At 52.7% G+C, this 13006-nt stretch carries 10 protein-coding genes; all 10 read right to left on the minus strand.

Going from position 1 to position 13006, the window contains the following annotated elements; genetic code table 11:
* Nucleotides 1-47: 47 nt before the first annotated feature.
* The 10 genes from MHI43_RS18065 to MHI43_RS18110 all read right to left on the minus strand — a co-directional run bounded on the left by MHI43_RS18065 (nucleotide 48) and on the right by MHI43_RS18110 (nucleotide 12869).
* Nucleotides 48-632, minus strand: a complete 585-nt coding sequence (locus MHI43_RS18065; RefSeq protein WP_015735759.1) for a TetR family transcriptional regulator C-terminal domain-containing protein — start codon at nucleotides 630-632, stop codon at nucleotides 48-50.
* Nucleotides 633-693: 61 nt separating this feature from the next.
* Nucleotides 694-2007 (minus strand): CehA/McbA family metallohydrolase, encoded by a 1314-nt coding sequence (locus tag MHI43_RS18070; protein ID WP_015735760.1) that lies wholly within the window; start codon nucleotides 2005-2007, stop codon nucleotides 694-696.
* A gap of 22 nt (nucleotides 2008-2029) precedes the next feature.
* Complete coding sequence (locus MHI43_RS18075; protein ID WP_015735761.1) at nucleotides 2030-2896, minus strand: carbohydrate ABC transporter permease; 867 nt, start codon at nucleotides 2894-2896, stop codon at nucleotides 2030-2032.
* An 8-nt stretch (nucleotides 2897-2904) separates the two neighbouring features.
* The gene (locus tag MHI43_RS18080; protein WP_009592462.1) at nucleotides 2905-3777 is read right to left on the minus strand and encodes an ABC transporter permease subunit; all 873 of its coding nucleotides are present in this window, start codon (nucleotides 3775-3777) and stop codon (nucleotides 2905-2907) included.
* Between the two features lie 69 nt (nucleotides 3778-3846).
* On the minus strand, nucleotides 3847-5259 hold the full coding sequence (locus tag MHI43_RS18085) for an extracellular solute-binding protein (RefSeq protein ID WP_341283144.1): 1413 nt from the start codon (nucleotides 5257-5259) through the stop codon (nucleotides 3847-3849).
* A gap of 43 nt (nucleotides 5260-5302) precedes the next feature.
* Entirely contained in the window at nucleotides 5303-6316 is a 1014-nt protein-coding gene (locus tag MHI43_RS18090; protein ID WP_015735763.1) for a LacI family DNA-binding transcriptional regulator, read from the minus strand.
* Nucleotides 6317-6585: 269 nt separating this feature from the next.
* Complete coding sequence (locus MHI43_RS18095) at nucleotides 6586-6996, minus strand: DUF6157 family protein (protein WP_015735764.1); 411 nt, start codon at nucleotides 6994-6996, stop codon at nucleotides 6586-6588.
* Nucleotides 6997-7383: 387 nt separating this feature from the next.
* On the minus strand, nucleotides 7384-8268 hold the full coding sequence (locus MHI43_RS18100; protein WP_036661029.1) for an NAD(P)-dependent oxidoreductase: 885 nt from the start codon (nucleotides 8266-8268) through the stop codon (nucleotides 7384-7386).
* A 55-nt stretch (nucleotides 8269-8323) separates the two neighbouring features.
* Nucleotides 8324-10660, minus strand: a complete 2337-nt coding sequence (locus MHI43_RS18105) for a helix-turn-helix domain-containing protein (RefSeq protein ID WP_015735766.1) — start codon at nucleotides 10658-10660, stop codon at nucleotides 8324-8326.
* Nucleotides 10661-10769: 109 nt separating this feature from the next.
* A complete protein-coding gene (locus MHI43_RS18110) occupies nucleotides 10770-12869 on the minus strand; it encodes a hypothetical protein (protein ID WP_015735767.1) in 2100 nt (699 codons plus the stop codon).
* Nucleotides 12870-13006: the final 137 nt, after the last annotated feature.

A 13006-nucleotide genomic window follows, 5' to 3' on the forward strand; every position in this document is an offset into this window, starting at 1 on the left:
AGGGGGATTTAATCGGAATGATCGTTCCAGAATGATGAAAAAAAGCTCTACAGCGACTCGATAACGGCGTTCATCATGCCGCGGACCTGATCGCTGTCGCTTTGGATCCTGGCCATCACGTTGATGCTGTGATTGAGATTAAGCAGCAGGAACGATAACATTTTTATGTCTTTCTCGGGGGAAATTTCACCCGTTTCCTGTCCCTTTTTTAATTTCTCGTAGAACAACTGCTCGAGCTCCGTAAAGCTCTGGCGAATCGTATTCTGCAAGGGCTCATCCATGGCATCCAGACCCACGGAAGCGTTCGTAATCAGACATCCGTTCGGGTAAGCTTCACCGTGCGTCGCAAACGCGTTCGTGATATGCAGTTCAAAATATTGGCGGATCCCGGCGATCGCAGAAGGGGCATGGTTCATCAGATCGCGTTTTTTTTGCGACATTTTTTTGTATTGCTGGATGGCCTCATAATAAAGCGTTTGTTTATCCTGAAATGTTTCGTACATGCTGGACCTGCTTAATTCCATCGCTTGCAATAAATCCGGTATGCTTGCCCCCTCGTACCCTTTCTCCCAAAAAACGATCATCGCTTTGCGAAGCACCTGCTCACGGTCAAATTCTTTGGTCCGTCCCATTCATACCTCCTCCTTCTCAACACGAGTATAGACTATTTGGAACGAACATTCCAGTATTTTTTCAATCACTTATTTTCACCGTACCTCCATTCGAAGCAAAATAGATGCGGTTTGTCACTACCGCCATCGACATGCCATCCGCCTGTCCGAACTGCCGCCAAACCTCTGCCCGTAAGAAGCTTCTATGCTTAGCGTCAAACGATAGTATAACTTCACCTTCCGAGTCCACAGCAGTCTCTTCCTCAAGACCCCGCTCGCTGTACAGGCAAATCAGATCGCCCGCCATTACATCATCCAGTTGAACGACCACCTCGCCGGATTGCTCATATGGCACTTCATCTCCAATGCCGTAGTCACCGCACTGAAGGTTGGCAAAAGGGCCTTCAGGCGAATTGGTAATCACGACGCGGCCTTCCTTAATACCGTTCAGGACGCCCTCCACCGTATTTTCATGGGTCCAGACCCATACGCATGGCATCGCATGCTTCACATAGGAATCCGGGCGATGCACATCGCTTCCGCCTACGGCTACCAGGCGTCTCCCTGCGACAAGCTGTTCCTGCCACCAAGAAAGCGCGCGTCTGTTGTGCTCTCTCCATGGCCCGTTCCAAATTTCTACCCCGTCGTAATCCACATCGAAATCCCACTCCCACGGGCAGTGATCACAGTGCGTATGGTTCAGCACAATCTTGGCCCCCCGCTCGCGGGCGACTCGAAACTTCTCGTGAACATCGGATATTCCCGATACTCGAAAATCATCCATGGGGCTCGTCACGCCAAGGAAATTACTATGACCATAATTCGTCGTAAACTCCGTACCCGGTATCATAAGCACCGAGGTCCCGCGCGGATAAGCAAGGTTCTGGCTGCTCGTATTATGATCGGTCATGGCCAAAAAATCGCAGCCCAGGCTTTCCATGATGGCAGCATTTTCTTCCAACGTATAAGACCCGTCGCTATGAACGCTATGCGTGTGAAGATCTCCCTTCAGCCAGCGCCATGCTTTGTAGATAAACTCGATTTCGATCGTGACCAAGCAACCCTCAGCAGGCACCTTGTAAGCATTATGGAGAATAGCCCATTCTCCTGTGGCCAACCGTCCGGGCAGATAACCCGGGGTGGCTGTATTGAGACCGATATTGAATTCCTGACGAGCCCCTCCACTCCAGCCTCTTACTCTCTCAGCGTCACGTATCCCTAGATCAATGACCCCTTTGGCGGTATCGCCGCCATGGGAATCCACCTGATAGCTTACGTGGATTTCTTCGACATCCGGTGGCAATTGGAACGGAATTTCAATGTACGAGCTTTGTTCCGAATGCTCAATGTATCTTTTGTAAACCGATGTGGTCCTCCGCTCGATTTGTTGTGCCATATTGCTTCCTCCTCTTCTCTGCCTATTCTTTATTTGCGCCGACAAACATTCCTTTGACAAAATACTTTTGCACATATGGATAGATGATGATGAGCGGGAGCAAAGCAATGACAATCCCCGCCATTCGGACATTGGTCGTGATCATGAAATTGCTCGAGGTCGAATCGGTATCGACGATGAGCGATTTCAGCGCGATTTGCAGCGTATATTTGGACGAGTCGTTGATATAAAGGACGGCCGGCGTGAATTGGTTCCAGCGACTGACAAACTCAAAAAGCGTAACCGTTGCCAGTCCTGCGCTCGCAAGCGGCAAGTACATCGTAAAGAAGATCCGAGGATCTCCGGCTCCGTCAATCCGGGCAGATTCCGACATTTCGTAAGGAACGCTCAAAAAGAAATTTCGCATGAGGATGACACTGAATCCGGATACGAAACCTGAAAGTATTAATGAGGACAGCGTGTTAAGGAGTCCTAAATCCTGATTCACGATATAGAGCGGTATCATGATGGCCTCGCTTGGAATCATCATCGTTAGCAGGATCGCGGATAACATCCACTTTTTACCGGGAAGTCCTTTCTGTATCAGGACATAGCCCGCCATGGAACTTAGGAAGACATGACCTAAGGTACCGACAACGGTCACAATGACATTGTTCGTAAAAGGCAAATAAAGCTTCATGCGGTTCCATACGGTGGAGAATCCCTCGAGGCTGAATTCCTTGGGCCAGAATACGATCCCCGGCTGCATGGAAGCAAAATTGGATGAGAATGCAAGCGCGAGTGTATTTATGAACGGAATAACCATGGTCAAAACGAGCAGAAGGAGGAACAGAACATTGATCGTATCAAACAAACGGCCAGGCAAGCTAAATTTATTCGTTGATTTCATATACCGACTCACCCTTCATCGTAGCGGATCACCGCTCTTGTTACATACGTCAGCGTGAATGTTGCCAAAATCACCAGGAAGCCGGCCGCCGTTGCTGGTCCAACGCTAAATTCCAATATCCCTTTTTGATAGGTGTACATCATTATGACGTCAACTTTCTTGGCAATGGCGCCATTACTCATCACGAATATTTGATCGAACAAACGCAGGATCCCCAATACATTTAACATGATGACCACTTTCATGGTGGAACGAAGCATCGGAACGGTGACGTAACGGACCTTCTGCCAACGACTGGCGCCGTCCATGCTAGCAGCCTCATACAACGAGGGATTAATGTTCACGATGGCGGCCAGGTACATAATGCAGGTATATCCCATCTCCTTCCAACCTGAAGTAAGGATCATGACGATGCGGGCATAACGATCCGAAGAGAGGAACCCGACCGACTGGCCGCCGAATAGCTGAATGATCTGGTTCACGATGCCTGTATCCGGAGACAACAGCAGAATCCACATCCCGCCTACGACCACCCAAGAGAATAAATGAGGTAAATAGACGATCATCTGGGTCATTTTTTTGAACCAGGCGGAAGCCACTTCATTTAAGGAGAGCGCAAGAATCAGCGGCAAAAAGAAGTTGATGATAAAGCCTCCCGCGCCGATCACGATCGTATTTTGAAAAACTTCCCAAAACACCGGATCCTTCAGTACCCTCAGATAGTTATCGAAACCGATAAAGGGCCGGTCTCCGATCAGCCGGTAATCTTGAAAGCTGATGGCAAGTCCCCGGGCCAGCGGATAAAAGGAAAAGATGAGGAAATAGGCCAGGATGGGAAGCATCATAAAATATAAGGTTTTGTATTTGAATATGGCTTTCACGGAAATTCACCACCATGATCGAAAAATAAAGAGGGAGCGGCGTGATCACCGCCCCCTGCTCTTAAAGCTTTAATCGATATACCCGCCGGCTTTAAGTGCTTCCCGCATTTTCTTTACGGCGTCGGCTGCCGGCATCTCGCCCATGATCGCTTTGAAGGAATGTTCATTGATGATCTTCTCGGCATCTGCCCAATGGGAAGGCGTTAATTCCAAAGCAGCGTATTGATCGACGAGATCCTGCGCTTCCTCCACGCCCGGCAGTTTACCGAAAGGCGCTTCGACATTACGGTTGTACCAGAAAGGAACGCCATGGTCGGAAGCATGCTCTTTACCGGTTTGCGTCAGCGTAAACTTGCCGTTGTCAACCGTGTAATCCACATCCTTGATGCCTAAGCTGCCAAGGGTTATCCCTTCCTCGGAATGCCACCATTCAATGAATTCGAAAGCTGTTTTCGGATGCTCCGCATTAACGGGTATAACCCATACGTCCGGATCGCCCCTGCGCAGCATGTGGTTGCCGTTCGCATCGGCTGCACCCGGCAAGCCCTTCGCTTCGAATTCCGTATTCGGGTCTTGTTCATGGCGCGTGTTGTTCAGCATGCCGACCCAAGCGTCCCAATACGTAATCATTCCGACGCGGTCGGCAAGGAACAGGTCGCGCATTTTACCGGTGTCATTCGTGGTGAAGTTCGGATCCAGAATGCCTTCCTCAAACAGCATGTTCAGCCATTCATAAACCGGGATGGCCGCATCCGTGGAATACGGAACGTCCAGCTTGCCGTCAGCGGTTTCGACATATCGCTGTTTCAGGCCTGCGGCGCTGAAGAAGCCCTGCAGTTCGTACATGCCGGCCGTGCTGAGTCCGTACGTGTCTTTTTTGCCGTTGCCGTCCGGATCTTGTTCGGTGAAAGCTTTGAGGACGTTGTAGTAATCGTCCAGCGTTTCAGGCTCGGGCAGATTTAATTTGTCCAGCCAGTCCTTGCGAACGATCGGCATCGTTCCTCCTTGGTACTTGGTGAACACGCCGTAGATCTCGCCATCCTTCGTCTTGACTTGTTCCCACTCCTTGGCGGGAATGACATTGGGATCCGAAAGCACCTTGGAGCCGTTCACTTGATCGGTCAACGGTGTAAGAATTCCTTGATCCATGAACGTGGACATTTTCTCTTTGCTGATCTGCAGCAGATCGAACTTTTCCCCGGAAGCGATGGCTGCCAGCAGCTTCTGGTCATAGTCGGCAGCCGGCTTGTTCATCGTAACCTTGATGCCGGTTAGACGCTCGATTTCCTGCTCGAACTGCGTATTCTCTTCAGGCGTTTTGCCGCCGATGACACCCGTCATGATTTTGAGCGTACGTTCTTCAGCATTCGATGCAGCTTGGGACGCGGCATTACCGCCTTCCTGTGTACTACTGCTGCCTGCGTTCGGGGAACAACCCGCAAGCAGCCCGCCGAACAGAGATACAGCCATGATTGCACTCATGATCTTGATTCTTTTTACCAAGCTAACCACTCCTTCATTGTCGTTAAGAAAGAAATTTGCAGGATTCCCTCACAACCAGCTGCGCGGGTATGATGATTTGCCTGTGGATACGTTTATCGCTTATTTTCTCGAACAACAGCTTGGCTGCTTCCGCTCCGAGCGTCTCTGCCGACAATTCCACGGATGTCAGCTTTGGATTCATATCCTGTGCCAGAATAGCATCATTGCTGAGAGCGATGACCGATAGCTGTTCGGGTACCTCGATATCCAGCTCCCTGGCAGCCCTCAGCACGCCAAGCGCCACTCGATCCGTATCCGTAATGACTGCCGTATAATTCATGTTTCCATAAGTGTTCATGATGGACATATATCCGTATTCCGTTCCGTTGGCATGCAGCTTGTGGTCATAGTAAACCACATACTCTTCGGGCATCGGCAGGCCGTGTTGGCTATAAGCCTCCGCCAAGCCAAGTTGTCGATCGTAGGACACGGTCATATCGGAGGTTGCATTCAGGAAGAGAACAGTTTGATGTCCGCTCCGGAGCAAATAATCTCCAACCATTTGAGCCACGTTTGCATTGTTGTTATCTACGTAACTGATCGTATCGTCATAAGGATCCGACCGCCCCACCAGCACTAAAGGAGTGCCCATCATCAGGTACCGTTGAATTCGCAAATCATTTTTTCGCGGGTTGAGCAGAATGACGCCATCGACAGGATCCTGCGAATATAAAGTGGGATCCTCCTGCTCGGGCAAGGTGTCCAGAACTAGGCGGTACCCTTGCTTGGAGCATTCCTTGATGACACCGTTAATCAACTGAGTATCGAATGCCGTCATCGTCCCATCAGGCGGGAGAGGTATCTTGAGGCCGATGCTCATCGTCCTCTTGATCGCCAGGCTTCGGGCCAGGTGATTCGGGAAATATCCCAGCTCTTGGGCTACCTCTAATACCCGCTCCGTCACTTGTTGGCTGATCGGCCTTTTTTTGCTGAACACACTGGACACGGTTCCCTTGGATACTCCAGCCATCCTGGCAACGTCATCAATGGTAGCCATCTATCGTTGTTCCTTTCTCTAGCAGATTCTGATGGATTGCTTGATCATTAAACCGGTTTAATAACCCTACGTGATTGATTTTAAAAAAGAATAATTGAATAGAATGCAGGTTTATGTTAATTGAAAATTAAATCTTAGGAATGAAACTCGTTTCTTTTTGGCAAACCAAAAAAGCCGCCTATCAGGCGACTTGGTATGCACGTATATGATAGAAAAGCTATCCCTACTGAGCTCAATTACCGTTAAAGTTTATCCTTCCCGTGCATCTCCTAGGCTTTCTTTGAGCGCATCGCTTTACATTGAGTAATGCTTTGATCGTTCATGAGTTTGAGGTATTCGTCTGACTCTACGGCGTAGATTGCGACTTTCCCTTCAGCGTCATGATGAATCCCCCAGCCATAGCGTTTGCCTAAGGACGAGGTTCGGAGACAAGGCTGCCCTTTCGAAAAAAACTTCTCGCGTGCGGCTGCTCTTTCCGTTTCCGAGATCTGATTGCGCTCGGCAAACACTTCGAACAACACATCCTCTTGCGTGTATCGGTAAGGGTGGTTCGATAGCATCTCATACTGAATCACCGGTATGGTCCTAGACTCGCCTTTTGCTTTGGGAATGACGGCCTCGCTGACAGGGCAGTCTTCGGCAATTTGAATAAAGGTGTCGTATTCATTCATGTCTTTCATACGTAAGAATAACCTCCAATTCTAATTAACATTCAGTATACATCAAATCGTAGCATCATCTACAGACTAGTGCTTGAATCTTGAATCTCTTCCGCCTTGTATCCGAAGCAGCGGCTCCAGGCAGCGGAAGCTGGCTTCGACCACTTACATATTGGAGATCAAAACAGTTGGACGGGCAAGAGCAATCCGTTATCAATCAACGGTCCTAATATCAACATCCCGACGGACATCATGGACAGGCTTCTCTTAAATCGGTAATCGCCAAAAATTAAGTGCTCATGACTTTATCCTGATAAGTTTCCTAATGTCCTGGAATAAATAACAGCCTCAATCCGTCCTTCCGGGAAATTGAGACTGTTATGTTATTGAGGCAAAAGAATCCGAATCTCATTCACCCGTATAATATCTAATCAAAGCCTGCGTGCCTTTATCCTCAAGCCCCTTCTCGGCCAGCTGGCTGTACAGCGATTCGGCTAGGGACAAGCCCGGCGTAACCAAGTTCATCGCCTTAGCGGATTCCAGCGCGATTCCCATATCCTTGATGAAATGCTTGATATAGAATCCCGGCTCCAGATTCCCGGCAATCATGCGCGGAGCCAAATTGCTAAGCGACCAGCTGCCCGCCGCTCCGCTCTCGATGCTCTTGAGCACGGTTTCGGGATCCAGCCCGGCGCTCTCCGCATAGGCCATCGCCTCGCAGACTCCCATCATGTTAGAGGCAATGGCGATCTGGTTGCACATCTTCGTATGCTGTCCGGCGCCGGCTTGCCCTTGATGGACGATATTGCTTCCCATCGTCGACAGCAGCGGCTGCACCGCCTTGACGTCTCCCTCTTCCCCGCCGATCATGATGGACAGCCTCGCCTCACGTGCCCCCACGTCACCGCCGGAGACCGGAGCATCCATGGCATGGAGCCCTTTCGACGAGGCGGCTTCATAAATGCGGCGGGCAAGCAGCGGACTGGACGTCGTCATATCGATCAGATATGCCCCTTCCCTGGCATGCGCCACCAGCCCGTCCGGTTCCAAATAGAGTTCCTCGACATCCTTCGGGTAGCCCACCATCGTAATGATTACGTCGCAGGCCTGCGCCAGCTTGGCCGGGGTATCGTGCCAGACGGCCCCGTCCGCCACCAGCCGTTCCGCCTTGGAGGCGGTTCGCGTGTGAACGTGCAGCGGGTAGCCGGCTTTCCGGATATGCCCTGCCATGCTGTGGCCCATTACGCCCAAGCCGATAAACCCTACGGTCGTTTGATTCGGTGCGATTGTCATCATGTGATCCTCTCCTTTTATTCTATATAAGCCTGAGTCTGTAAAAGCTGTTTTCCTATCTTACCGACAGCCGATACTGCCGTGGAGACATCTGCAGGAATCGCTGAAAGGCCCGGTTCAGGTTTCGTTCGGAATAACCGACGATTTCAGCAATCTCCGTGACCGTGTAATCCGTATCCTTGAGCAGCTGTTTCGCCTTCTGCACTTTGAAGTTCATGACGTATTCAACAAAGGATATGCCCATCTCCTTCTTGAACAGCCGGCTGAGATACGACGGGCTCACCCCCACCAGCTCGGCACAGTCCGCCAGTGAATGAGCACCATCGGGATGACGGCAGATATGGCCGCATACCCGCTGAACGATCAGGCGGGTGGATCGGGTGCGCAAGTCATGGCTGATTTCCTGGTACAGCGGGAACAGCACGCCGATGAACCAGTCATGCATTTCGCGGGAGGTCTGGTTCTCCTTCAGCTGGTCGAACAGGTTACCCCCCAGCAGCTCCAGCACGCCGGGACCTTTCTCCTCCATCGACTGGACTATGGCCGAGAGCAGCACGTAATAGCTCTGGGAGGTCACGTTGTACGATTCCGACACCCGAATACGCCGGGAAAATTCATGAAGTGACGCCTCCGCCTGCGGAAGATCCCCGTTCCACAAATATTCGATCATCTCCGATTCGATATCCTTCGGATACATGAACACGGGATTACGCTCGATGCGGATCATGTCTTCATAAAACAGTACGGTATCGGCATCATGGAACAGGCGATATTGCAGAGCAAGCTGCGCCTCCTTATAGGATTCTGCCGCCCGGGTCAATGTTCCAGTATTGCCGATGCCGATGGACGCGGAAAAAGAAAGATAGCGCGCCAGGGACTGGCTGACGGATTCCGCATAACATGCGAGGAGGCTGCGGAACTCCTGGGAGGAAGCCCCGGGCTCTCCCGGCCTCAGGATCGCCGCCGCTTCACGATCCTCCCGGTCCACCACGTAGCCCTCCAGCTGCCGGTTGTTTGCCAGCAGCTCGGACATGACGTTTTTAACCGCAAACACGATGACCGGACCTTCGTTAGGCATGAATCGTTTTTTCACCGGATTCTCGACTTTCACCACCATCGTGGCATATGGTCCGCTCATCGGGATCTTGTGCTTCGCGCACCCCTCCTCCAGTGTGCCGGACCGCCATGAGCTTCCGGACAGCAGCAAACGCTGCAGAAACCGTTCCCGTAAATCCGGTTGAATTTTTCGAATGTAGCTGTTCAGGGATTCCGCCTGCTCGTTTAAGTAGCTGAGGGAGGAGCGGATGTATTCGATTTCATTCTCTTTGACGGAGCTCTCCACCCCGCTCCTGCCGTCTCTTCTCAAATGCTCCCCGTAACGAAGGAGCTGCTGAATCGGATTGTACGCGATTTTGGACGAGAACCAGGTGAGCAATACCGCGATCAGCATGAAGACGGTCACCGACATGACGATCAGGACGCGGATCCACCTCAATTGCTCGATCATCTCCCGCTCCGGCATCCGGGACACGTATAGACGGCCCATAGACGTCTTGTAAAAGGCGATCAGTTCCTTGCCGTCCTCCCCGGTCATCACGTCATGGCCGGACGTTTCCCCGCTCTCTACCAAAGACCCCAAAATTGGGTCTTCATCCGCGGTTTTGCCGATCTCGCTGCGTCCATCCGTATGCAGCAGGACCCGGTGATCGGAGTCCAGAATGGCCAGCGACTGCTCCTCCAGGGAAAGAGAGTAATTGTTCAAAAGGCTGCGAAGCGATTCCTCTTTCACGTGTATGAAGATGGTGCCTCTCGGTTGGCCCTGCACCATAACGGGAAGATGGCGGACGTAAGAGACGTATCCGTTCTCCGACGACTTCGGGAGGTGCATCCACCTCGCTCCCCCTTCCCTCGCCAGGGCTTGCTCAATATCTTCTTTTCCTTTATACCCGTCCAGGTGGACCAGGCCATAGGTATGCGACAGCAGCAGCCGGTGCCGAACATCGTAAAACAGGATGTCTTCGATCAGGTTATTAGTATTTTTGTGCAGCTGAAACAGCTTGAGCATATCCAATTGCTGCATGTAGTCCGTCTCATATTCGGGATTTTCCAGCGCGCTGCGAATCAGCGGACCGCTGGCAAGCTGAAGCGATTCATGCTCGATGCTTGTTATGATATTTTCGACGCGGTCCTTCAGCTGCAGCAAGGAAGCCATATTATTTTCCTGGAACTGGACCGTCAGCTTTTTCATGGAGAAATGATAGTACGCGCTTCCGGCTAGGATCACCGGAATTACGGCCGACAGACATCCGAGCCAAATCAGACGCTTCAGATAGCGGTTCGCGGAGAACCAGCGGAGGAACGATGCCTGAATATGCTGCCAAAGAGACTTCACGAATTATCACCTCCGGTTCCCGCGGCAGGAACTGCCCTGGGATCACTGTGCCATCCGCAACTCTCTACGGATGATCCTACACCTGTTATACTTCGTCCTCCCGCTTCCTCTATCCTTCCCCAACAGCGTTAACGGTGGGATTCAGCGGGATCCGAATGCACTCCCAAACCTCCAGCCGCGGCAGGGTGAAGTTCAATTCGTCGTTCGCTGCGAAACCTTCTATCCAGCCTCCGCCGATCAACATCTCCAGTTTAAAGCCGCTCCCTGTAGGCCATCTAGTCCCCGGTCTCAGCCGGACCTCGATGTCGTGCAGAGGCAGCGTCGCTGCAAGCGGCCGGCGGCCGGCTCCGTTCACGAAGTGAAGCAGCAGGTCGCTCCCGTTTCGGAAGAGGGTCGCCTGCAGTCCGGGATACGAAGTCGTTACGGACAGCAGCGGCCTTCCGTCAAGCAGGTGGTCGATCGCATTAGCCAGCAGCATCTCATGCTCGGGCAGCTTGAATTCGCGGAGCAGCGCACCCAGCGAGAACGTGAAATACATGGCGCGTCCGGCACCCCACGATTGCTCCAGCGCAAGCGGCAGATCGGTACGGGATACTGGCAGCGATGCCCGTTCCGGCGGCGCCCCCACGCTTTCCGGCGGAGAAAACGGCGGCACCAGCGTCGCCAGCACCCGTACCGCGTCATTCCGCGGATGAGCATAAGTCACATAACCGCGGTGAGCAATCAGCGCCGTCGTATCCATTCCCTGCTGGAGCGGGTTGATCTCGCACGACAGCTCCTGAAACCGCAAATAGGAGGCAATCAGGTATTCGCTTTTGAAGGCTTCATCCGAAATGCCGAGCAGATCATGGAGCAGCTTTACGCCGGCGTCGGCAGCAGCGGAAGGAAGTGCCCCTTCCGTAAGCAGTTGTCCCCCACCATGTACGTACGAACGCAAGTCGTGGATCAAGGACGGGGTATATTCAGTTCCTTCGGGAATCAATACAACGCGGTAGCGGTCCAACTCCCAATCCTTCCTGCTCTGGGGAAGCAGCACGTCAAACGGGATTTGCCGGTTGATCATCGTTTCGGCCCAGCTCTGCGCCTCGCCGCGCTCGTTCCAGAGCAGGGCGGTTTCCGCAGCCGATACGGCCCCGTCCATATAGGCATCCAACTTGGCGGCATGATGATTCAGCTCGGCTACGGTTTTCAAAATCCGCTTGTCTTCGATCGTATCGGGTATGCCCGAGACGGAGTGCCAGATCTGACCGCCGTTGGCCGGAATTTGAGCCAGCCAGAAGCGGTATTCCGCTACCGGAAGCCCGGTATGGCGCCAGTCCATACCCGGGCAGGAATGCACGATGCCAAACGGAGCCGGCCTGCCCGGAACCGACCGCCCCACCTTGATGCTGAGAGCCGGCTTCCAGAATTCAGGGATCAAGGCATGGCCGAGCGAGAGTACGTCCTGCGGCTCCGTACACAGCATATCAGTGATCTGAACGCGCTTCGACAGATTGTCGCGGTGGAGGTTATAGTATAGAATCATGGGCACCTCCGGCCTCTCCTGCTTGATCAGGTCATGCATCGCTTTCATATTGTCATCGAAGCATCCTGCAGCAAAATCCGGCTCCAGCTCCTGCGGGGAGTCCGGGAGGTCCTTGCCGTACCGTTCCGCGTATTTACGCCTGCATCGCTCGCATCGGCAGAACACATAACCGGGGTTATTAAAAAAAATGCCATCGATCGGATACCGCGACAGCGCTTCGCGGAGCACCGGAGCGGCAACATCCGCATTGCGGTAGCCGCCGTTGATGCAGGTGGACATCAAGAGCGGCCACGGTCCGGGCCGTTCAGCCCCGATGATCTCCGGGCGGCCGCCCTCCTTGCGGACGAACCATTCCGGCCTTCGGAGGTACACGCTGTCATCTGCTTTGCTGAAATCGAACCGGGCAATAAATCGAAGCTCTTCAAGGTGGCAGGCCGTGATCAGTTCCCCGAGCAAATCGCGCCCCTCCGGGAGATATCCGTTCACGGTATGGTACGGAACCTGCGTGTCATACCAGGCATATATGCCGCCTGTATTGAAGACCATCGCATTCGCCCCCATCTCCTTCAGCTGCGCGGCAAGCCGGGGCGGGTCGATGCAGGCGGTATCCTGGACTTGCATATTGGGCTGGATGACGCGCAGCGGCTTGTGCCACCAGAAGCGTTCCTCATTAACCTTCGTCATTGCCTTACCTCCTTCTCATTTCAAACTGGCAACAAACGGGCGATTCGCTAGGCGGAGACAGCCGGTTTGAACAGAGGCTTCAACGATGCTGTCTCCTCCCGTTCTTCAACATATTCGCTCCAGAATGCGAGACCGCC

Origin of the sequence: Paenibacillus sp. FSL H8-0457 (assembly GCF_038051935.1) — a bacterium.
GTDB lineage: Bacteria > Bacillota > Bacilli > Paenibacillales > Paenibacillaceae > Paenibacillus_AQ > Paenibacillus_AQ lautus_A.